This is a genomic window from Mesorhizobium sp. RCAM 05099, from assembly GCF_059683685.1.
Window position 1 is genome coordinate 6,202,404 of the sequence record NZ_CM185035.1, and the last position, 22,421, is coordinate 6,224,824.

At 61.1% G+C, this 22,421-nt stretch carries 12 protein-coding genes and 11 pseudogenes; 15 read left to right on the plus strand and 8 right to left on the minus strand.

Annotated elements, in window-relative coordinates:
* Position 1: 1 nt before the first annotated feature.
* Positions 2–1,345 (plus strand): MATE family efflux transporter, encoded by a 1,344-nt coding sequence (locus tag AC56QQ_RS30760; RefSeq protein ID WP_497124516.1) that lies wholly within the window; start codon positions 2–4, stop codon positions 1,343–1,345.
* A 191-nt stretch (positions 1,346–1,536) separates the two neighbouring features.
* Here the strand turns inward: AC56QQ_RS30760 and AC56QQ_RS30765 are convergent.
* Positions 1,537–1,736: pseudogene (locus AC56QQ_RS30765) on the minus strand (hypothetical protein); the annotation flags it as partial.
* A gap of 346 nt (positions 1,737–2,082) precedes the next feature.
* Here AC56QQ_RS30765 and AC56QQ_RS30770 point away from each other — a divergent pair.
* Positions 2,083–3,216 carry a M24 family metallopeptidase gene (locus AC56QQ_RS30770; protein ID WP_497124518.1) on the plus strand — a complete coding sequence of 378 codons (1,134 nt, stop codon included), beginning with the start codon at positions 2,083–2,085 and terminating at the stop codon, positions 3,214–3,216.
* A 125-nt stretch (positions 3,217–3,341) separates the two neighbouring features.
* Positions 3,342–4,031: an aspartate/glutamate racemase family protein gene (locus AC56QQ_RS30775; protein WP_497124519.1), complete on the plus strand. Its 690-nt coding sequence runs from the start codon at positions 3,342–3,344 to the stop codon at positions 4,029–4,031.
* Between the two features lie 165 nt (positions 4,032–4,196).
* Here AC56QQ_RS30775 and AC56QQ_RS30780 read toward each other — a convergent pair.
* From AC56QQ_RS30780 to AC56QQ_RS30790, 3 genes and pseudogenes are all read right to left on the minus strand, one after another.
* Positions 4,197–4,365: pseudogene (locus tag AC56QQ_RS30780) on the minus strand (IS256 family transposase); the annotation flags it as partial.
* A 557-nt stretch (positions 4,366–4,922) separates the two neighbouring features.
* Positions 4,923–5,738, minus strand: a complete 816-nt coding sequence (locus AC56QQ_RS30785) for a gamma-glutamyl-gamma-aminobutyrate hydrolase family protein (RefSeq protein WP_497124520.1) — start codon at positions 5,736–5,738, stop codon at positions 4,923–4,925.
* A 311-nt stretch (positions 5,739–6,049) separates the two neighbouring features.
* Positions 6,050–6,286, minus strand: a pseudogene (locus AC56QQ_RS30790) (IS701 family transposase); the annotation flags it as partial.
* A gap of 127 nt (positions 6,287–6,413) precedes the next feature.
* Here AC56QQ_RS30790 and AC56QQ_RS30795 point away from each other — a divergent pair.
* From AC56QQ_RS30795 to AC56QQ_RS30815, 5 genes and pseudogenes are all read left to right on the plus strand, one after another.
* Entirely contained in the window at positions 6,414–6,605 is a 192-nt protein-coding gene (locus tag AC56QQ_RS30795) for a hypothetical protein (RefSeq protein WP_497124521.1), read from the plus strand.
* Positions 6,606–6,972: 367 nt separating this feature from the next.
* Positions 6,973–8,488: pseudogene (gene istA, locus AC56QQ_RS30800) on the plus strand (IS21 family transposase).
* Positions 8,485–9,378 (plus strand): IS21-like element helper ATPase IstB, encoded by an 894-nt coding sequence (istB, locus tag AC56QQ_RS30805; RefSeq protein WP_497124522.1) that lies wholly within the window; start codon positions 8,485–8,487, stop codon positions 9,376–9,378. Before istA ends, istB (AC56QQ_RS30805) begins: the two are co-directional and overlap by 4 nt.
* A 63-nt stretch (positions 9,379–9,441) precedes the next feature.
* Positions 9,442–10,090 (plus strand): annotated as a pseudogene (locus AC56QQ_RS30810) (tyrosine-type recombinase/integrase); the annotation flags it as partial.
* 68 nt (positions 10,091–10,158) lie between these two features.
* Positions 10,159–11,378 (plus strand): IS3 family transposase gene (locus AC56QQ_RS30815; RefSeq protein ID WP_497124523.1). Its coding sequence is split into 2 segments (ribosomal slippage): positions 10,159–10,497 and positions 10,500–11,378, totalling 1,218 coding nucleotides; the frame shifts between segments, so codons are not numbered across the junction.
* 252 nt (positions 11,379–11,630) lie between these two features.
* Here AC56QQ_RS30815 and AC56QQ_RS30820 read toward each other — a convergent pair.
* A pseudogene (locus tag AC56QQ_RS30820) lies at positions 11,631–12,724 on the minus strand (IS701 family transposase); the annotation flags it as partial.
* Positions 12,725–12,781: 57 nt separating this feature from the next.
* Between AC56QQ_RS30820 and AC56QQ_RS30825 the strand changes: the two are divergent.
* Positions 12,782–13,982: pseudogene (locus AC56QQ_RS30825) on the plus strand (IS256 family transposase).
* Here the strand turns inward: AC56QQ_RS30825 and AC56QQ_RS30830 are convergent.
* Positions 13,983–14,144 (minus strand): hypothetical protein, encoded by a 162-nt coding sequence (locus tag AC56QQ_RS30830; RefSeq protein ID WP_497124525.1) that lies wholly within the window; start codon positions 14,142–14,144, stop codon positions 13,983–13,985. It abuts the pseudogene before it with no gap.
* A 297-nt stretch (positions 14,145–14,441) separates the two neighbouring features.
* Here AC56QQ_RS30830 and AC56QQ_RS30835 point away from each other — a divergent pair.
* From AC56QQ_RS30835 to AC56QQ_RS30850, 4 genes and pseudogenes are all read left to right on the plus strand, one after another.
* Positions 14,442–15,472 (plus strand): annotated as a pseudogene (locus tag AC56QQ_RS30835) (IS110 family RNA-guided transposase).
* An 875-nt stretch (positions 15,473–16,347) separates the two neighbouring features.
* Positions 16,348–17,895: pseudogene (locus AC56QQ_RS30840) on the plus strand (ISL3 family transposase).
* Between the two features lie 63 nt (positions 17,896–17,958).
* Complete coding sequence (locus AC56QQ_RS30845; protein WP_497124526.1) at positions 17,959–18,708, plus strand: tyrosine-type recombinase/integrase; 750 nt, start codon at positions 17,959–17,961, stop codon at positions 18,706–18,708.
* A 96-nt stretch (positions 18,709–18,804) separates the two neighbouring features.
* Positions 18,805–19,443, plus strand: a complete 639-nt coding sequence (locus AC56QQ_RS30850; protein WP_497124527.1) for a Mu transposase domain-containing protein — start codon at positions 18,805–18,807, stop codon at positions 19,441–19,443.
* A gap of 62 nt (positions 19,444–19,505) precedes the next feature.
* Here the strand turns inward: AC56QQ_RS30850 and AC56QQ_RS30855 are convergent, their stop codons facing one another.
* Positions 19,506–19,661, minus strand: coding sequence for a hypothetical protein (locus AC56QQ_RS30855; protein WP_497124528.1), 156 nt, complete (start codon positions 19,659–19,661; stop codon positions 19,506–19,508).
* A gap of 47 nt (positions 19,662–19,708) precedes the next feature.
* Between AC56QQ_RS30855 and istB (AC56QQ_RS30860) the strand changes: the two genes are divergently transcribed.
* Positions 19,709–20,464, plus strand: coding sequence for an IS21-like element helper ATPase IstB (gene istB, locus AC56QQ_RS30860; protein WP_497124530.1), 756 nt, complete (start codon positions 19,709–19,711; stop codon positions 20,462–20,464).
* 242 nt (positions 20,465–20,706) lie between these two features.
* A pseudogene (locus tag AC56QQ_RS30865) lies at positions 20,707–20,808 on the plus strand (transposase); the annotation flags it as partial.
* 330 nt (positions 20,809–21,138) lie between these two features.
* Here AC56QQ_RS30865 and AC56QQ_RS30870 read toward each other — a convergent pair.
* Positions 21,139–22,237, minus strand: a pseudogene (locus AC56QQ_RS30870) (IS110 family RNA-guided transposase).
* Between the last annotated feature and the right edge of the window lie 184 nt (positions 22,238–22,421).

Consider the following 22,421-nt stretch of genomic DNA (forward strand, 5'->3'; position numbering starts at 1 on the left):
CGTGGCACAGAAAGCACCGATCCTTGGCTCAAAGCCGTTCCGGGTCACCAATCGACAGGTCCTAGCGATCGCCATTCCGATGACGCTCGCACACCTCACGACGCCGTTGCTCGGTCTGGTCGATACGGCCGTGGTCGGCCGTATCGGGGATGCCGCGTTGCTTGGAGGTCTTGCGGCCGGGGCGGTTGTCTTCGACGTCGTCTTCGCGACCTTCAATTTCCTGCGCTCCGGTACCATCGGACTCGTCGCCCAGGCTTACGGGAGGGGCGATGCTCTGGAAGAGAAGGCCGTCTTCTGGCGGGCATTTATTATCGCCGCGATTTCAGGCCTGGCCCTGATCCTGACTGCGCCGCTGATTGCCGCGATCGGCGAATGGTTCATGAACGCGGAACAGCCCGTGACCACCGCGATGGATCTCTACATCCGCATCCGCCTCATCTCGGCGCCTGCCACTCTTATCAACTATACGATTCTCGGCTACTTTCTGGGTCGCGGCAATGCAGCCTATGGACTTTTCCTGCAACTTCTCCTCAACGGGACGAATTTCGCTTTCTCGATATTTCTAGGTCTTTATCTCAACTGGGGCATTGCAGGCGTCGCGTGGGGAACTGTGTGCGGCGAGGCCGCCACCACGATCGCCGGCATGATGGTCCTCGCCGGACGCTTCCGCGCGATGCCGTATATGTCGCGCCAGCATTCGTTCAACATGGTGGCAATGAGACGGATACTTCACCTCAACGGCGACATCATGATCCGTTCCTTTGTGCTGATGGGAGCATACATCCTGTTCATTAGGCAGGGCGCCCAGCTTGGCACGTTGACGCTCGCCGCCAACGCGGTGCTGATGCATTTGTTCCTGGTCGCAAACTATTTCCTCGACGGATTTGGGGCGGCGGCCCAGCAGCTTGCTGGCCAAGCCCTTGGCGCCCATGATCAGCCGGCTTTCTTGCGCGCCGTCAAGCTGACCACGGGCTGGGGATTCGTGCTTGCGGGCTTTGCGAGCGTGTTAGTCTTCGCGTTTGGCGATCAGCTGGTCGACGCCATAACACAGACAGCGGACGTGCGTGCAGAGGCGCTTGTCTATTTTCCTTGGGTGACGTCTGCGGCTTTGAGCGGCGTGCTCGCCATCCAGATGAACGGCGTCTTCCTCGGCGCCACTTGGTCGCGCGACTTGCGCAATATGATGCTCTTGTCCTTCGCGGCCTTAATCGCTGCGTTGTTCGCGTTCGGGCAGATGTTCGGCAACCACGGGCTCTGGGCGGCGCTGCACATTTTTATGCTCGTACGTGGGATAAGCCTGCTGTCGATCCTGCGTCGCCGGATCCGCTCCGCCTTCGCGGAATGATTGTCAATGGCTACTTCGGGGATGTGGGTTGTTGCAAAGAGCTGAATTGGGGCGCGTGGCAGGATCGGTACGCCGCGATCAAGCAGCGAGATATCGAATGCTGTGCAGCGCGATTAAAGTGCGCATCCCGCCGCTCAGCGTAGCTGCGCAGAGCCATGCAAGAGCACAGGTGCGGAATTTTGTTGAAGAAGTCAGCGTCGAGGTGGCGCTGGGTCGGCAATTGCAACGGATTTCGCAGGCATGCGCTTCTCATCCCGGCCGGGGGTGGGCATTCGGATGCGCGCTTGCGAGTTCCTGCGGTTCTGGGCGGTGGCTGCGAGGTGGAACTCGTCGCGAGCGCCGTTCCGTCCTCGTAGTCGAGTCGATCGAGCTTTAGGATGCGTTTTATGCGCGAACATAGGCACCGCCGCCTCGATCTCGGAGCTAGATGGCGACAATACACAAACTGAATTTGACGCAAACTGCCCCGCGATCGACATTCGGCTAAACGATGGTGCTCAGTGGTCATAGATGTTTAGATTTGGGAGCCACTGGTGCTCGGCGGTGAAGCCTTCAGGATCTGCAGAACGAAACGGCCTGGCATGGCATCGAATCAAAGCAACATAGCCCGCCGCAGTGACGGGGTTGTCGTCGTGCGAGCCCGGGAAAGTCGGACCCGACAAGAAGACATACGTTCGGGCTCCGGGATGCTCAGGCTCTATGGGACGGCCCTTACTATGATCACACAGGATTGACTGATGACACAGGCTCAGCTCTTCCCGCCACCGTTTCCCATCGACGAATTCCGCTCGCGCCTCGCGGCATTGCGCACAGTCATGGCCGAGCGGCGCGTTGACCTACTTATCGTGGACCAGCGCGAGCACATGATTTATTTCAGCGGTTACGCGTCCACAGCGGCCATGTACCAAGCGGTACTCATCCCTCTTAATGGAGAGCCGGTCCCAGTGATCCGCGCTCTCGACGGTCCGATTTTCAGCGAAAACAGCTGGCTCACCGATCACGTGGCATTTGCCGATAGCGAAAATCCGATCAAGGTCGTGGCCGAGACGGTCAAAGCCCGCGGTTTTGGAGCCTCGGTCGTAGGCGTTGAGCGCGACAGCCATTTTCTCACTTTAAACCGGGCATCGGAGCTCGAAAGCCTGCTGCCGAGTGCCAGGTTAGTTGATTTCTCCCGTATCATGTGGGAAATGCGGCTGGTCAAGTCCCCGCTCGAACTTGCTTGCCTCAAGGTAGCCGCCGAGATCTGCGATCACGCGGCTGCGGCAGCCTTCGACGCGGCTCGGGCAGGTATCAACGAGCGTGAAGTCTTCATAGCCATGACCAGCGAAGCGTTGCGCAGCGGTGCGGACAATGCGCAGATCGGCGTCATCTCATCCGGACCTTCGACCTCCTTTCACGCATCACTCGGCAGCCGTGTGTTGGAGGAGGGGGACATCGTATTTGTGGAACCGGCTCTGCACTTTCGCGGCTACACCTCGCGGATCATGCGGTCGAAATCGATCGGTGTGCCATCCGATGAACAAGTCAGGACTGCGGAAACGATCATCCGAATTCAAGACGAGCAGTTACGCATCATGAAGCCCGGCGCAAATGCAAAGGATGTGGACCGCGTTGTGCGCGAGGGGATATTGGCGGCTGGATTGCGCGACCGCTACACGAATATCACCGGCTATACGCTCGGCCTCAAGTGCGCTCCTCGCACCAGTGACTTCACCCGAGTCTTCCTGCCCGAGAGCGATTGGCAGCTAGAGCAAAACCAGGTCTTCCACATGTATACCTCCGCGCGTGGCCTGCCGTTTAGCGAAACCGTCGTTGTTACACCTGAAGGCGGGAAGCGCCTGACCAAAATGGAGCGCAAGCTTTTCTACTGAAGTCCATTCACCCAATAGCAATTCGTGGCCGTACGCAGCCGAGCCATGATTAGATCGAACAACGGCCTCGCCGAACGGATGCCATGGAATGCAACATCAAACAGCGTACTAGAAGGAGATGCAACGTGACAACCCTCGGAGTTTTGTGTCTGTCGAACAGGAATACCTATACTGGCCAAAATCCAGACTTTGGCCCAGGCATTGCCGGTCCGAGCCGTTATGGATGCCCTCCAATATGGAGACAAATCCCAGGAGCTTGGGCCAACAATGTTGTCTCGGGTGATCCTGCTTGTGAAAATGGGTATGTCAAGGCCGCCCAAGAGCTTGTACGGGAAGGAGCCGACGCAATCACGTGTGACTGCGGTTTTACGGTGCGCTACCAGCAGGCGATTGCAGCAGCCGTATCGGTGCCGGTGTCAACTTCAAGCCTGCTTTTACTTCCACACCTGCTAGCCAGCGTGCCTGCGAATAAGAAAGTCGCCGTACTCACTGCGGACTCACGATGCCTCGACGCAGGCATAATGGCTACGCTGGGTATAACAGAGCCATCGCGATTGGTCATTGAAGGGCTGGAGGGTACAGCAACCTACGCCTACATGTGGGCCGAGAAAGGTGAGATAAACGTCGAGGACGTGCTGGCCGACACCGATGACATCATTGCCCGGGTTCGGAAGCATGAAAATATTGCAGCTATTCTATGCGAGTGCACAATTTTTGTGCGTGTCTCGCCTCGAATAAGAAGGGCCACCGGATTGCCGGTCTATGACGCGGCACACAACGCAACTCTCCTTTTGGCAGCAGTGGCTGAACGATAATTGACCGTGCCTACAGGGGCGATTATGAAGCTGGCCTACGGTCTTGCCGAAATTAAGTCAGCGGCAGGCGACCTTTTCGCGCTCCCTCCGATGGAAACAGTTACTCAATTGCGGTCCTGTACCGAGCAAAGATCGCTCTATCAACAACGTGAACAGCGTGCGGGGCAACTGGGTGAACGCGAAGGCGTTCACCGCCAGCGCTCGGCACTTGAGCCGGCATTTGCAAAGGAACGCCTTGCGGCGGCTCTCGATCTCCTCCCGCTTGGCCGCGTAAATCATATCGGTGTAACCGGGTCTCCTCGTGCAGGCGTTCGGGAGCGTGGGCGAGCAGGTGCGCCAACGACGATCTGTCACCGCGCACCCGCTCGCGCAGGCCAGCTTCGATCGGATCAAAGCAGTTGTCGAAAAGATAGCTCTTCGCCTCATCCGGGGATGAACGGCTTTGGCATTCATGGTAGTTTTGGTCATGGGGGTAGTCTCCTGTCCGGCGCTCTAACGCCGGATGTTCCGGTTTGACACCCGGAGACTACGCCAACTCACAATTCCAACCACTCCCGCGACGACACCTCATCATGTCACTCTCGGTGTTGTTGACACGAGCCGTCGCCGCCGATGGACGAAGCGAAGCTTCGGATCGTGGAGGAGAGCTTTTTTGACTCCGTCGTTGGGATCGGCGACAGCGCGGCGGCATTGGATGCATCGGGAGGTCGGCTCGGAGCAGATGGGCTCCGCGACTTTGATCTGGCACGAGGGGCAGCGCCACAGCGCGGTGCGCTCCAGGCGATCACCTCGAGCGGATATAGGTGGTTTTTATAATTCGGTGAGAGTCTGGTCACGATTGCGAGCTATGTGGATTTACTTACCGCAAATCAATGTGACAGCACGGGTAAATCATCCGGCGGGTAGCTGAATGCCGGTCCTCGCCGCGGCGTGGGCCCGAACCGCATCTCCGAAAGCGCGGAAGATGCGCTCGGACGCTTCGTCGGAGTTCACCCAATACTCGGGATGCCACTGGACGCCGATCGCGAAGGCGCGAGCATTCTCTACCGACACTGCTTCCACCGTTCCATCGTCGGCCACCACTTCGACCTGAAGCCGCGTGCCCAACCGATCGACCGCCTGGCGGTGAAGGGAATTCACCTTGAATTCGCCTGCGCCGACCACGCCCGCGAGGCAGGTACCGGACTTGATCGTCACAGTCTGACGGATGGCGAACTGCTCGTCCCGGCTATCGCTCTGCGGCGCCCGATGGTCAAACAAGCCGGGACGATCCTGGATCTCGGTCGCCAGCGTGCCGCCGAGCGCGACGTTCAATTCCTGAATACCACGGCAGATGGCAAGCAGCGGAACCCCATGATCGATTGCCTTGCGGATCAGAGGCAGCGTGGTTGAATCGCGCGCTGGGTCATAAGGGCCGTTGGCTTCACTCGCGTCACCGCCATAGAGCGAAGGATGGACGTTCGACCCGGAGCCCGTGATCATCACGCCGTCGACTGCGGCGAGGAGTCGGTCAAAGTCAAGCCGATCGCCGAAGGACGGGACCAGCACCGGGAATACGCCGGCCGCGGCGACCGCCGCCTCGAGATACTGCTGGGGCGCCGCGTGCCAGAGATAGTTGTAGAGTTGGCGAACGTCCGTCGAGACGGCAATCAGCGGCTGATCTATCTTCTCAATGTCCCAAGGTGCCATTTCTTTAGCGTCCGCCATCACACTAAGCAAGCACTAACAATGTATGGGGATCTCAGAGTTGTTAAGTATTGAATCCATATCGCGACAATCTCGGATCAAGATGGCTAGCATCATTGCGCTGGCCCTGCCGGAGGGCGATCTTTCGCTACAGTCCATAAACCCTCTCGTTCAGGGGTCTAGTCTTACTGCGTCATAAATTGCTGACCTGACGCGGACTGTCCATGGCTCTTGTGCAGCACGGACATCGTTGCAGACGGTTGGCCAGGGCCACAGTCAGGCGTCGCCTGATGGTCGGGATTGAGGTCGGGACGTGCCGCTCTGGTCGGATCGGAGGATCCGCGGGGTCGACAACGGTCGGGAAGACCAGGTGTTTGACGGCCCTGGGCGAGAGCTGGTGCCGAGGGGGGAATCGTCTCCCTCAGAGCGATCATCAGGAAGCCATAGGCGGCGATGCAGAGACTGGCGTGGTGGTGGAAGCCCCGCCACCCTCGGCCTTCGTAGTGGCCCAGTCCCAGCTCCTGCTTAAGCTCCTGATAGTCTCGCTCGATGCGCCAACGCAGCATGGCGGTTTATGCCGACCGCCGAACTATGCCGAGTGAGCAAGTTTTTACCAACACTTTCCTCAACGTAGCGGTAGCTGGATCGGCATAGCTTAGGCTCTCTCCGTCGCAATAGACGCGAAGGAGAGGACACATGAACGCAAGTGACTATCTGCAACGCAGCACACTGTATCGGAAGCTGATCCACGGGCCATTTGGCGAGTTTGCACGCGTTTGTGCGGGCAGATTGTCGGACGAAGGCTTCGGTCCGGCGAGTTTGCACGCGTTTATGCGGGCAGATTGTCGGACGAAGGCTTCGGTCGGCAATGCACCTGGCGATCGCTAAGCCTATTTCGTGAGCTGAGAGACTGGCATGTCGGCAAGGGCACGATCTCCAGGATTTAAGCGAAGTTCATGTTGAGCGGTTTCTTGAGCACCGTTCCAAACACTGGAGCATTGATTCGGGCGACCGATCCGCGCTTTGGCGCTTGCTTGCCGCGTTACGGCAAGAAGGTTTGATACCAACCTGCGCGGCGACAATCAAGGTGAGACTCAGCGTCAATCAGGATGAGACTCGGCGGCGGGGGGTGTGACGAAGGGAGGGCGTAGCCCGACCGGAGTTACACTCCCGCCGCGGCGCGATTTTTCGGCGTCTCATGATCGCGGTTGGCCCGGTAGCGTGGGTGATTTTCTGAGACTGGAGAATCACCTTTGTGCCGGGTCGCCATGTAACCGATCATCAGACGAGGCTTTTTATGAAGTACCGACAAAACAATTCCATCGAGGTCTCCGCCGCCAAGGCGTCGATCAGCCGGGCGACAGCTTACCGCATCGAGAAGGAGGCGCGTCTTCCATCGCAGAGCAGGCCGCCGCGCGACCGGCGTCGCCCCGATCCTCTTGAGCATATCTTCGATGCTGAGGTTGTTCCGCTCCTCAAGGCCGCTCCCGGCATCCGTGCGGTCGCCGTTTACAATGAGATGCTGCGGCGTCATCCGGAACTGTCCGAAGGTATTCGCCGCACGCTTGAGCGGCGTATCCGATCATGGCGGGCTGTTCACGGTCAGGAGCAGGAAGTGATCTTCCGTCAGACGCACGAACCCGGTCGGTTGGGACTGTCGGATTTTACCGACATGGGCAGCCTCGGCGTGACGATCGCCGGCCAGGCGCTCGACCATCTGCTCTATCACTTCCGGCTGGTCTGGTCGGGCTTCGAGCACGCCCATGTCATCCTTGGCGGCGAAAGCTTCGTTGCTCTGGCCGAGGGCCTGCAGAACGCGCTGTGGTCGGTCGGCGGTTCGCCGCTCTATCATCGCAGCGACAGCTTGTCGGCGGCCTTCCGTAACCTCGATGCCGACGCCAAGGTCGATCTGACGCATCGCTACGAGGAACTGTGCGGCCATTATCGCATGACGGCGACGCGCAACAACAAGGGCGTCGCGCACGAGAACGGCTCGATCGAAAGTTCCCACGGCCATCTCAAGAACGCGGTCCGCGATGCGCTACTGATGCGCGGCACCGGGGACTTCGACGATCTCGGCTCCTACCGCGCCTTCATCGATGATGATCGTCAGCCGCCGTAATGCCGCACATGGCAAGCGCATTGACGCTGAGCGCCCGCATTTGCAGGAACTTCCCGCCCGCCGCACCACCGACTTCGAAGAGGTGGTCGTCACGGTGTCGCGCACCGGCGGCTTCACCTTGCGCAAAGTCTTCTACACTGTGCCTTCCCGCCTGATCGGACATCGGCTTCGCGTCCGGCTGTTCGACGATCGCCTCGAGGTCTTCATCGGCGGGACGCATCTGATGACGTTGCCCCGAGGACGCGGCCATGCCGACGGCCGGCACGACCAGGTCGTCAATTACCGGCACGTCATTCATTCCCTGCGCAAAAAGCCGATGGCGCTTCGGGATCTCGTCTATCGCGACAAGCTCTTTCCCCGGCTGGAATATCGTAGAGCCTTCGACGTTCTCATCGAGCACCTGCCCGACAAACAGGCTTGCAAGATTGCCGTCGAACTGTTGGCGCTGGCTCATGATCGTGGCTGCGAGCGTGAACTGGCTGAAGAGCTTGCCAGAACGCTCGACGCCGGCGAACTGCCTGATCTGGCCGCCCTGAGAGCGCTCTTCGGCCCGGATCCGGCCCGGTTGCCGACTGTTCATGTGCAACTCGCATCGCTCAATGGCTATGAAGCCCTGATCGGCACGGCCTATGCGGGAGAGGTCGCATGAAGAGCATCCACACAATAGATGAAGCACGCCTCGGCATCATGCTCAACGAGCTCCGGCTGCCGACAATCAAGACGCTCTGGCCGCAGTTCGCCGAACAGGCCGACAGAGAGGGATGGCCCGCCGCCCGGTTCCTCTCCGCCATCGCCGAGCATGAATTGGCCGAGCGGGCGCATCGCCGGATCGAACGCCACCTCGCCGAGGCGCATCTGCCGCCCGGCAAGACCCTAGACAGCTTCGCCTTCGACGCCGTGCCGATGGTCTCCAAGGCCCAGGTCATGGCGATCGCCGCCGGCGACAGCTGGCTCGCAAAGGGCGCCAACATCCTGTTGTTCGGCCCGCCCGGCGGCGGAAAGAGCCATCTCGCCGCAGCCATCGGCCTCGCCCTGATCGAGAACGGCTGGCGCGTGCTGTTCACCCGCACGACCGATCTCGTCCAGAAGCTTCAGGTCGCGCGGCGGGAGCTCCAGCTCGAATCCGCCATCGCAAAGCTCGACAAGTTCGATCTGCTCATCCTCGACGATCTGGCTTACGTCACCAAGGACCAGGCCGAAACGAGCGTGCTCTTCGAACTCATCTGCGCAAGATATGAGCGGCGTTCCATCATGATCACCGCCAATCAGCCCTTTGGAGAATGGAACAGGGTCTTTCCGGATCCCGCCATGACCCTCGCCGCGGTCGATCGGCTTGTTCATCACGCAACGATCTTCGAGATGAATGTCGAAAGCTACCGGCGCAGATCTGCCATAGAGGCCAAACGCCAGCGCGGCAGGCCCGCCTCCTACGCGACAATCAAAAACACGCACGAGCTTGTCGCGGAGCGGCAATCAGAAACCGACGAAAGCCTTGCCAGCGACAATCAGCATGATAATTTGCCCGTGACCGCGACGTAAGAATCTCATCCAGATTGTCGCGCGCGTCTCATCCTGATCGTCGCGCTATACCAACCGCCCTTTCGGTCTTTCTTCAGATATGCGTCGTTCGAGGAGCCGGCCCATAGCGCCCAGATTCAACGCGTGCTCGCGATCCCGAGCAAGCGATGCGACAAGCGACAGCTTCAGTTTCTCGCTAGGCCCGAGATTGAGGCGATCCTGGCCTGTCCGGATCGCAGCACATGGCTGGGACGCAGTGATCACACTCTGCTGTTGCTGGCCGCGCAAACGGGGTTGCGGGTCTCGGAGATCATCGATCTCGACCGGGACTTGGTGATGCTGGGACACGGTGCCCACGTGCGATGCGTTGGCAAGGGCCGCAAGGAGCGAAGTACGCCGCTACCAAGGTTGCACAGCAAGCCCTTCGGGGCTGGCTCAACGAGCCCAGGAAGCGGGGTGCAACGGCTCTCTTCCGAACATGCACGGCGGCAGGCTGAGCGCCGACGGCGTGCAGGCGCTGCTGAACAAATATGTCGCCAAGGCTCGCGAACACTGCGTCCCCCTCCGCTCGAAGCGGGTGTCGCCCCATGTTTTGAGGCACAGCGCTGCAATGGAGCTGCTGCAGGCGGGCGTCGATTGTTCGGTCATCGCCCTATGGCTGGGCCATGAGGCGATGGAAACAACGCTGACCTATCTTCACCCACATCTTGAGCTGATGGAATCCGCACTTGCCTGAAATAGCCCCCGAATGACCCGGACACGATCTCCATCTTGATAAGGGATAGGAGTAATGTCGTGTCTATGACTGGTAGCCTTCCGAAGATAGAGATCCTGGACGGCCGTGAGCGACGGCGGCGGTGGACGACGGCGGAGAAGCTGTCGATGGTCGAGGAGACCTACGCGCCGGACGTGACGGTGAGCCTTGTCGCCCGGCGCAACGGGGTTCAGCCCAACCAGCTCTTCCACTGGCGCAAGCTTGCTTCGCAAGGTGCGTTGACGGCGACGAGCGCCGAGGGCGAAGTCGTTGCGGCTTCGGAGTATCGGGCTCTGCAGAACCAGGTGCGCGAACTGCAGCGGTTGCTTGGCAAGAAGACCATGGAAGCTGAGATTCTCAAGGACGCTCTTGAGGTGGCGGCGGGCTCAAAAAAACAGATGTTGCGGTCGCTGTCGTGGCCGAAGGACGGTTCCCGATGAAGGCGGTGTGCGAGACGATTGGTGTTGCCCGCTCCAACATCGCCGAGCGTTCCAAGGGAAGCGAACGGGCGAGAATTGGCCGTCCTCCCGAGCCCGATGGCGAACTGGTCGCCGAGATCGAAACAGTCATCAAGGATTTGCCGACCTACGGCTACCGCCGCGTTCATGCCGTGCTGCGCAGAACGGCTCGCGCAGCGGGAACGCCGGCGCCCAACCACAAGCGGGTCTACCGGATCATGAAGTTGCACTGCTTGCTTCTCAATCGGCACGCCGGAGGGTTTGAAGAACGCCGCCATGACGGGCGGGTCGCCGTCGACCGCTCGAACCTGCGCTGGTGTTGCGACGGCTTCGAGATCGGCTGCGACAATGGTGAGAAGGTGCGCGTCGCTTTCGCGCTCGACTGTTGTGATCGCGAGGCCATCGCCCATGTCGCCACCACCGAGGGCATCAAGGGCGAGGATGTGCGCGACCTCATCATCACCGCCGTCGAAAGCCGCTTCGGCCATGTCAACCGGCTGCCCGACACGATCGAGTGGCTGAGCGACAACGGCTCCGGCTACATCGCCCACGAGACCAGGGCGATGGCGCGTGACATCGGCCTGGAGCCCAGAACGACGCCGGTCCGGAGCCCTCAGTCCAACGGAATGGCCGAGGCCTTCGTCAAGACGATCAAGCGCGACTACATCCGCGTATCACCGCTGCCCGACGCCAGAACCGTGATGGAAAGCCTGCCTTTGTGGATCGAACACTATAACAGCCTTCACCCGCACAAGGCACTCGGCTATCGTTCACCCCGCGAGTTCATCGCGGATCAAACCCAACCCTGATCGTGTCCGATCATTCGGGGGCAACAACAGAATCCGCACTTGCCAAGCTGAAGTCATACGAACGCGCAAAGGCCGAACGATTTCGACCAAACGACCGGCTTCTCGCGTTCCTGAACGCCCCCTTTGAGCATGAGAACTATGCCGAGTGTGAACGACCGGTTCTTGGTCGAAATGGCAGGCAAAGCGCGTCATACCGCCATGATCGGAAGAGGCGCTCGGCATAGTTCGGCGGTCGGCATAAACCGCCTTATGCCGCGCGCGGCATAAGGCGGTGTCGACCAGCTGGGTGATCGTAGCGTCGGCCGGCAAGGTGGAGAGCCAATACTTGCTCGGCTCGGCTCGACCTCGCCTTCAGGCCACTTCGATCAGGAGCCACTCTTGGGCGTGAGCCTCGGGCCGATTGTAGTCCCTGGATGCCGGCTGCAAGCGCACGGCGGCGAAGCGGGAATTGAGCTCGGTGTTGGTTCCTTCACGCCAGGCGATCGTGTGCCAAGCCTCGGCGTCTAACTCCTCGGCCAGGGCTTTGGCCGAGATCGGCTTGTGATTGTCGGTTCGGCCGAGCCGAGACGGCGGCCGGCCTCTTCCGCTCCAAGGCTTGGGCGGCAGCGGGCTCTCGCCCGGGCGCCAGACGCTGAGTGTGGGCTGAACGCCGACCACATAGGTCAGACCGAGCTCGGACAGGCCCGCGCGGAAACCGCCGCCGGCGTCATATCCGGCGTCCAGAACCACGCCGGGCGCGACGCCCTCGGCCTTGGCCGTCCTGATCTGCTCGAGTGCTATCTGCGGCTTGGTCTGGAACGTGATCTCCGCCGGAATCTTGGCCTTCTTGCGTTGTTCCGGATCCTGCGCCCAGCTGTGTGGGAGATATAGTTGGTAGGCGATCGGAAGCGAGGCTGCGTCATTGGCGATCGATAGGCTAACCGCAATCTGACAGTTGTCCTGCTTGCCCAACTGGCCGCAATACTGACGCGCTACGCCCACCGAGTGCTTGCCCTTCTTGGGAAAGCCCGTGTCGTCGACGATCCACACCCGGATCGGTCCATGCTGCTCGATCCGTGGAAGGACCCAGTCGCGAACCCGCGCTAGCAAGGCCGCGTCCGACCACGGCGCCTGTCCCACGAAATGCAGCAGAGACTGATGCTTGGCCGACGGCTCCGTGACGGCGCCGTGACGGCCGCCAATGGCTCCACGCTCTTGCGCTCCAGCGGCATCAGAAGTCCGAGGCAGTAATCCTTCAGAGGCTCAGGGTCGCGTCCCCAGACGTGGTGTAGCTCGGCGGTAGCGAAGCCGCTCGCGAGCGCGCCCTCAACAGCGCCGTAGCGAGCGAGCGGCTTTGCGGCGGTCATCGATGTTCCCCGGTAAGGTCGGGTTGCTGACACCAACCTGATTCGAAGGAACCACCGATGACCGACGACATGATGAACCTGCGCACGCTCGTGGAGAAGACCCCCGACGCCGATATCTTGCGCGAGATGATCGGCTTTGCCGCCGAGCGGCTGATGGAGCTGGAGGTGGGCGCCGCCACCGGCGCCGCCTATGGCGAGAAGAACCCGCTGCGGACGGCTCAGCGCAACGGCTATCGCGATCGCGATTGGGAGACGCGGGCCGGCACCGTCGAGCTGCGCATCCCCAAGCTCAGGAAGGGCTCCTACTTTCCGGGCTTCCTCGAACCGCGGCGCATGGCGGAGAAGGCGCTGACGGCCGTCATCCAGGAGGCCTACGTCCAAGGTATCTCGACCCGCTCGGTCGACGACCTGGTCAAGGCCATGGGCATGAGCGGCATCTCCAAGAGCCAGGTCTCACGGCTGTGCGAAGAGATCGACGGCAAGGTCAAAGCGTTCCTTGAAAGACCCATCGAGGGCGACTGGCCATACCTGTGGATCGATGCCACCTACCTCAAGGTGCGCCGCGGCGGACGCATCGTCTCGGTCGCCGTCATCATCGCTGTCGGCGTCAACGCGGACGGCCGGCGCGAGGTGCTGGGCATGGAGGTCGGCACGTCTGAGGCCGAGCCGATCTGGACGGAGTTTTTGCGCAAGCTGACCCGCCGCGGCCTCAGGGGCGTCAAGCTCGTCGTCTCCGATGCCCATGAAGGCATCAAGGCGGCCGTCACCAAGGTGCTGTGCGCGACATGGCAGCGCTGCCGGGTCCACTTCATGAGGAACGTGCTGGCGCATGCCGGCAAGAGCGGGCGCCGTGTCGTCTCCGCCTTCATCGCCACCGCGTTTGCCCGAGGAGACGCCAGAAGCCGCCAGCACCCAATGGCGTGCCGTCGCCGACCAGATCCGGCCGAAGGTGCCCAAGCTCGCCGCCATCATGGACGACGCCGAGCCCGACGTGCTGGCCTACATGACCTTCCCCAGGGAGCACCGCGCCAAGCTGCATAGCACCAACCCGATCGAGCGCCTCAACGGCGAGATCAAGCGCAGGACCGAGGTCGTCGGCATCTTCCCCAATGACGATGCCATCGTCCGCCTCGTCGGCGCGTTGCTGCTTGAACAGAATGATGAATGGGCCGTCCAGCGCGCCAGATACATGACGCTGGAAACCATCAGCCAAATGAGCGATGATCCTCTCATCAGCCTGCCAGCCGTGGCACGCTGATCATCCCGGCCCCATGCCGGAGAGCGCGGCGACCAAGCCGTCAGCTACACCACTCCCTGGGACACGATCAGGCTCAGCTCGGTCGGCGTGGCCAATCACCCCGATCAAGGCATCGACATAGGCGTCGAACGCCACTTCACTCTCCGCGGTCCAGTTGCTCATGGCGCGCTTCCCTGATCACGAATCAGCACGCTAACAAATCCGCAACCAGCGCGAATCCCCCGCACCCGCGACTTTCTGACTCAGTAAGACTAGCAGGCTGATGAAAAAGGCTCAGAGATACCCGGTTTGAATCTGATTTGTGCTCGGACTGATTCTGATACGTTCCGTGAACAAAACAGTTTTTCAACAGATGGGGTGATTTGGGGTCTCGCCCGAGCCAAATTGAGGGCGGCTGCTCCTGTCGAGATGTGAGAACGTGGTCGATGTAGATCGCCACAAACATCAGGAGGAGCAGCCATGAAGTATTTTGCCGGACTTGACGTGTCTTTGGAAGAGACCGCGATCTGTGTCGTCGACGAGAGCGGCCGGATCGTGAAGGAAGGGCGGGCGGCGAGTGAGCCGAGGGCGCTTTATGAGACCTTGCGAAAGATCGATCTGCCGCTGGAGCGCATCGGGCTCGAAGCCTGCTCGCTGACGGCCTGGCTTTATGACGGTATTCGCGCCGAAGGATTGCCGGCGATCTGCATCGAGACCAGGCAGGCCAACGCGGCGATGAAAACGATGCCGAACAAAACGGATCGCAACGACGCCCGCGCCTTGGCGCAGATCATGCGCACCGGCTGGTATCGGCAGGTGCATGTGAAGAGCCAGCAGTGTCGGCTCTGGCGATCCCTCCTCGTCGCACGACGCACGGTCCTCAATGAAATGCGGAGCATCGAGAACGTCGTCAGGGCGATCCTGCGGGAGGCCGGCATCAAGCTCGGTACTCCAAGCCGTGCAGCCTTCGCCGATCGCCTGCGCGAACGGATTGGCGCAGATACGGTGATCATCGCGCTTGTCGAGCCGCTTCTGGCGATCGTGGCCGCGATGTTGCGCGAGTTCGGGCGACTGACAAAGCAGGTCCTCAATATCGCCCGCGAGGAGCAAGTCTGCCGGCGACTCATGAGCGTTCCAGGTGTGGGACCTATCACCGCGCTCGCCTTTCGTGCCACGATCGATCAGCCGGACCGCTTTCGCCGATCGAGGGATGTCGGAGCGCATCTGGGTCTGACCCCGGCACGCTATCAATCCGGCGAGACGGACATTCAGGGCAAGGTAGCCGATGCGGTGACGAGCTCGCCCGCACGGCCCTCTACGGCTCATTCGCTGCTTGTGCTCAGCAAGAAATGGTCGAGCCTCAGAGCCTGGGTATGAACGTCGCCAAGCGGCGCGGTATGGCGCGAGCCCGAGTTGCTGTTGCCCGCAAGCTCACCGTCGTCCTGCATCGCATGTGGAGCGATGCGACAGAATTCCGCTTCAGCAAGGCACCCGGCCCCGTATCGGTATGAAATAGGGACAACGGACCAACGAAGGAGGAGTTGATTCCGCCCGAAGGCGTGATCCGGATCGTTCCCGTGGGGACGATGGGCATGGCGATCTCGTTAGCAGGCACGATCCTGGGACGAACTCTCCTAAGGTCGTTCAACAGATTGAGACGCCTCGCTCTACTGACCCCATCATGCGGCGGCCCAACGTCGACCGCGAAGAAAAGCGAGTGACCCGCGGGGCGACATGGTCCGGAAAAAATATCAGGAGGAGCTTGACCTCAACGACCCCAATCAGAGAAGCCTGCTAGGGCCCTTTCGGTGACTAGGGGCTGCAAGGCGTGCCGAGATAAGGCCGAGGCGTGCAGCATAGTCCGACAGCATGGCGATGGGCCGTGGTATGGAGCTGTACCAGCCGCGGCTTGCAGCACTTCGTTCGCGAACGGTGAGAATCTCTTGGGGAAGATCGACGTCCCCCCAGCAAGTCAAGCACTTCGGATGGCATAGCCTGGCCACCGCCATTCTCTCCGTCGCGCCAATCGCCATTTTTGAGCAGCGCCTGCACGCCGGCGGAGCGCCGCCGCGCACGTTCGAAAAGAGAGCCGTTGCTCCATTGCTAGGCTCGTTAAGCCAGCACCGAAGGGCTTGCTGCACAATCTTGGTGAGCGGTATTTTCGCTTCTTTCCACCCTTTGCTGATACATCGCAGATGTGCATCGCGGTCGAGCAACACCGCGTCCCGGTCGAGATCGACAATCCGAGGCCCGCAACCCATTTGCGGCCATCTATGTCAATCACCACTGAATCGGGACCCTGGTTTTTCGCGCAAAAGGGGGTCAGACTCAATCTCGCTGCATGTGAAGGCTGAAGTCGCGATTTTTCCGAGGGGGAATCAGCGCGATGGAACGGAGATCTGGGTCGACGAAACTGGCGCCGGCGGGCTTCGTCGTCGAGCATGCGGAGATCGACACGGATTGCGTATTTCTTGACGTGCGCGCTACGGCGGTTTCGGCAACGTGCCCGTGCTGCGGGACGAGTTCACGCCGGACCCAGAGCCGATATCTGCGGCAAGCCGCCGATTTGCCGATCGCCGGTCGGCGGGTTTTCCTGCGGGTGACGGTTCGCCGTTTCTGGTGCGACGCCGTTCTTTGCCGCCGCCGCATTTTTGCCGAACGGTTTGGCCCCGATATTTTGGCTCCGTTATCGCGAAGGACCGGACGTCTTGAGACGATCGTTCATCACTTGGGGCTCGCGCTTGGCGGCAGGCCGGCTGCGGCCTTTGCCGATCGCCTCATGATGCCTGTGAGCAACGATACCCTGTTGCGTGTCGTGCGCCGCAGGACTGAACAGCCGCGTGATTAACTCGCCATCATCGGCATTGACGACTTTGCATTCCGGCGCGGTCAGCGATACGGGACGATTGTCTGCGATCTCGAACGCCGCAGGCCAGTGACATTGCTGCCTGATCGCGAGCAAGGCGACATCGCAGGCATGGCTCATGGGCCATCCGTCCATCACGACCGTCGCGCGTGACCGAGGTGGTGGATATGGCGAGGCAATCGCCAAGGCGTTGCCGCATGCCGATCAGGTGGCCGACCGCTGGCACCTGATGGAAAACGCCAGCCGAGCCTTTCTCGACGCGGTTAGCAAATCCATGCGGCAGATCCGAAAGGCCGTCGGCAGCACCATCATAGATCCAAAGCTTCTCACCTATGCCGAACGGCTACAGTATGAGGGATATCAGCGCCGGCAGGAAGCCAACGAGGCCATTCTGGAATTGTCGAAGCAGGGCATTCCGATCAAGCAGATCGTCAAGCGTACCGGGCATAGCCGCAAGCTCGTCCGTAGCGTCCTGCGCGGCCAACGCTCCGATGTGTTTCGCGTTCGACAAAGCTCGCTCGAGGAATGGCTCCCCTGGCTGGACAGCCGTTGGGGGCAAGGCGCGCACAATGCATCGGCGCTCTGGCGCGAAATGCGCGAGAAGGGCTTCCGCGGCCAGATCGGCGTCGTCTCTGAATGGGCGCGGCGCCGACGGCTGGCCGAAAAGGCCGATCAAAGCGCGCTTGCCCGCACGCCCTCGGCGCGAACTATCGCCAGGCTCATGACGCTGGCGCGCGACGACCTGTCCAAATCCGACGCCCTGCTGGTCGCGGCAATCGAGAGCAATGTGCCTGACCTGACCTTCGCACGAACGTTGATCGCCAACTTTCAGGAGATGATCCGATCAAAGGCGGTGCCAAATTGGACGGTTGGCTCGACCACGCTAAGGCAAGTCTCGTCGGCTCCTTCGCGAACGGCGTCGAGAAAGACATCGCCGCGGTCCGCAATGCCATCATATCTCCATGGTCGAACGGCCATCAGATCACCAAGCTCAAACTCATCAAGCGGCAGATGTATGGCCGCGCCAAGATCGATCTGCTCCAGGCGCGCCTCATCGGTGCAACTTAGGCTGTGGTCGCAGCGGGAATGAGTCAGAGCCCCTTTTGCGCGAAAAACCAGGGTCCCGATTCAGTGGTGATTGACATCTTTGCCTACCTCGCTGTGCGTGTACCCGAGATGCTGGCGGTTTGTCAGCAAGTCGCGGCAATTCCCGTCAAGCGCACATCACTGCCCGATACGCACTTCCTGGAGCGGGAGGAGGTAGCGGCCTTGTTTCGTTCGCTGCCTCGGCAAGGGCATCTCGCGCTGCGCGACCACACACTATTGCTCTTCCTCTACAACACGGGCGCCAGGGTACAGGAAGTTGCGGATCTTCGTATCGAGCACCTCGAACTCAAGCCGCCGGCCAAAGTCCACTTGCACGGCAAAGGTGACAAGTGGCGAACGTGCCCGCTTTGGGATGAGACATTGAAGCATATCCAGGCACTCCTGGCCCAGCGCCGCGCAGCGCCAGGCGAGCCAGTCTTCTGCGCTCCGAAGGCTCGTCCTTTAACGAGGTTCGGGATCTATAAGATTGTCCGACGACACGGCGCATCCTTCGATACGCCCGGGCCGAAATCCAGACGTGTCAGCCCGCATCTATTCCGGCACACCGCTGCCTGCCACCTACAGGAATCCGGTGTCGAAGTTAATGTCATACACAGTTGGCTCGGGCACGTGAGTCTCGACACGACAAACCGTTATGCCGAGCTGACGCTGCGCGCCAAAGCCGAGGCGCTACGCGCCTGCGAAGTGAGTGGTTCAGGTATTTCAACGGTACCCCGACCACGTCTTGCCTGGAAGGACGACAAAACCCTCCTCGACTGGCTCAACTCGCTGTAGCGCATTATGTGTCCTCTCGCCCGCGGCCCACCTTCGAAATACCGGCTCAAACCGTTGCCAGCCACATAACGGCGTTGGACACAAAAGCCCGACAATTTGAAGTCCGGCGTCAACCATGCTTCCTTCTACGATCCGGAGATCAACCGCAGCTATGGCATGATGGCCTCGCATTATGGCGTCGGCGTTCTGCCGGCCCGGCCGAGGCGTCCAAAGGACAAGGCGAAGGTCGAGAATGGGGTTCGCTTTGCCCAGACCTGCATTCTGGGTCGGCTGCGGCGGCAGACTTTCTTCTCGCTGGCCGAGGCCAATGCCGCGATCGCCCAGGCGCTCGATCGTATCAACGACCATATCATGCGCCGCCTTGGCGTCAGCCGCCGCCATCTGTTTGAGACCGTGGAACGGCCTGTGCTGGCAAGCCTGCCTGCCGAGGATTACGAGTTTGCCGAATGGCGCCTGGCCCGTGTCGCCACCGATTATCACGTCGAGTTCAAGGCGTTCTTCTATTCCGTTCCGCATGGCCTGATCCGCCAGCAAGTCGACATCCGCGCGACGAGCAGCGCGTTCGAGATATTCCACCGCGGCAAGCGCGTCGCCGTCCACCTGCGCCGCTATGGCGGACGGCGCTACGGCACAACCCTGAGCACATGCCCAGTTCCCACCGCCGATATGCCGAGTGGACACCGGACCGCTTCCGGCGATGGGCAGCTTCGATCGGGCCGCAAACCGAGGGGCTGATCATCGCAATTCTGGCGAACCGGCCGCATCCCGAACAGGGCTTCCGAACATGTCTGGGCATCCTACGCCTGTACCGTGACCTCCATCGTGATCACGCCGAGGCCATCTCGGCCCGCGCCGTCGAGATCGGTGGGCTCACCTGCAAGAGCATTGCAGCGCTCATTGCCAACCACAAAGCCACCCGGCCCGCCGCCGGTCCCGGTGCCATCATCGATCACGCCAATCTGCGTGGTCCCGGCTACTTCCATTAACGAGAGACAAGATCATGCTGACCCATCCCACCCTCGACATGCTATGCGATCTCGGCCTGCACGGTATGGCCAAAAGCTTCCAGGATCTCGACGCCCAGACGGAAGCTCGCGCCCTCGATCATGGCGAATGGCTCGCCATCTTGCTCGAACATGAAGCAACGCTACGCCGCCAGAAACGCTTCGAGGCACGTGCCCGCGCGGCCCGGCTGCGCCATGACGCGCAGGTCGAAGATACCGACTTCCGTGCCGAACGCGGTCTCGATCGTTCCCTGTTCCTCAAACTCGCGAGCTGCGACTGGATCCGACAGCGTCATGGGCTCCTGTTGACCGGCCCGGCCGGTGTCGGAAAGAGCTGGCTTGCCTGTGCCCTCGGCCACAAGGCTTGCCGGGAGGACTTCTCCGTCACATATCATCGCGCCCCACGGCTCTTTGCTGAGCTTGCCCTGGCAAGGGGCGACGGCCGATATGCCAGGATGCTGAAGGCGCTGGCCAGGACCGATCTGCTCGTTCTGGATGACTGGGGGCCTGAAAAGCTCAACGACGATCAACGTCGTGACCTCCTCGAGATCATCGAGGATCGCTACGAGCGACGCTCGACCATCGTCACCAGCCAGGTTCCTGTCGACCGGTGGTACGAGATCATCGGAAATCCGACCATCGCTGACGCCGTCCTCGATCGCCTCGTGCACAATGCCTATCGCATCGAACTGGCCGGCGAGAGCATGCGAAAACAACGAGCCATCACCATGCCGGAAACGGCTCGGGCTTGACCTAAACCTAAACTCGAAGCAAACCTCAACAACGACCCAGGTGATGTCCAAAGGTGGCCGGCTTCGAATCGGAATCCCGGCCGGAATGAAATCGGAATGGGTGGCCGGCGATTGATCGGAATCGCTGGCCGGCTTCGTCGGAATACGCAACATTGACGACACCTTGACGCCGCGCATGGCGGTCAGCGAGCCATTACGACGAATACGGCTTCAGCCAACATTGCAGTCCGCAGGTCATCGACTGGTGCCAACGTTATCCGGCGATCGCTCAGAGCTGGCGGCGCAACTGGCTCCATGTCGTGCCGTTCTTCGCATTCCCCGAAAGCGTGCGCCGCATCATCTACGATGGATGAGATCGACAAGCGTTATTTTGTGACGAGCCCTAACACCTCCCCGAGTATGTTCTTTGGTTCGACCGCGTCGCTGGTGTTCTTCCGTCCCGACCGCCCATTTCACAGCCGCCGCGCGCAGGGGGCAGTCAAGGCTGGCCGCGTTTTACGCGGCCACCGCAAGGCTTGGGCCTTGATTGGCCCGAGCACGGCGGCATGCTCAATCGGATCGGGGGTGCAAGGCCCCGCAACTGGAAATACCCGACGCAGTCAGCTATTGTCGTCGTGCGCGGGCGACCTCGTGGCGAAGCGTGGTGCATCGGCTGAAAGCGCCGCCGGGCCGCCTTATTCGAGCCTTGCCGGACTGAGGCGCCCGCGCGCCCTTTCCTTTGGCGGGCGCGGGCACCAAGCCTCGACGAAGTGTTCGTAACCCTTCTGGGCCTGCTCGGCGACACGCATCTCCTGGTTCCGAAGTTCCTTGACATTGTAAGCATAGGTCGGACCGCGGCGGTTGCCTTTCTTCTGCGGCTTGCCAGCCTGCAGCTCCATGCTGCGCATCTTGTGGGCGACCAGACTGCATCGCGCCCAGAGGTAGTCCTCTTGCTTCGTCAGCATATGCCAGCAAAGAACCGCCAATTTTTTGGCTGCGTCCGACCTTGCTGATCCGCCCGTGATGGGCAGCACCGAGCCCCGACTGGCGCACGCGTGGGTTCAGGCCGAAATAGCTCACCAGCTTTTGCGGGCTGGAAAAACGGCCGATGTCACCGACAGCCGCCACTAGCCCGGCGGCCACCGCGAGATTGACGCCAGTGATTGTGAGCAGCCGTTTGATCGCCGCATCGTCGAGCGCGCTCTCGGCAATCTCCCGGTCAAGCACGCGGAGATCGTCACTCAGCCTGTCCAGTTCCCGGATATGGCGTTGGATTGCGGCGCGCTCGTCATCTGGCACCGGCTGACGGGTGAGCCAGGCACGACCGAGGCGCCCGAACAGGTCGGCATGGGGGCACCGCGGAATCAGGTGGGCGTAGAGGATCGAATGCACCTCGTTCTTGATCCGGGTCCGATGCCGCACGACCTGGTAGCGCCGCGCGACCAGCCTGCGCATTCGCTCGGTGGCGGCATCCGGTGTCCAGATCTCCGGCAGGTAGCCGGCTGCGTACAAGCTGGCCAGCGTGCCGGCGTCGATCTTATCGGTCTTCACGTGAGCGTGCGCGATTGCTTTGACCTGCAGCGGGTTGGCGATCACCACCCGCTTCACGAATCGCGCCAGCACCCGCGACACCGCCATGCAGTTGCCAGTGGCCTCGATGACCACCTCATCGGTGGCCAAAAGAGTTCTGCCGAAACCTTCCAGCGCCGTTCGCGTCATGTCGACCCGGCCCACATGCCGCAGCCGACCGTCTTCCCAAATCACCACCTCGCCAAAGGTGCGGTGGGTGTCGATTCCGATTACACGTCGCATTCCTCTGTCTCCTCTCGATCAGTCAGAGGGGAGCGGCGGGCGACACGACAACTACGGATTCGCGCACACGGCGCAACCGGGCGAGTCGCAGAGGCGGCCAGCTACTAACACGAGCTCGCAGCTCATCGTGTGCATCGGCCTGCCCGCACCTTCGTGATCCCGGTGC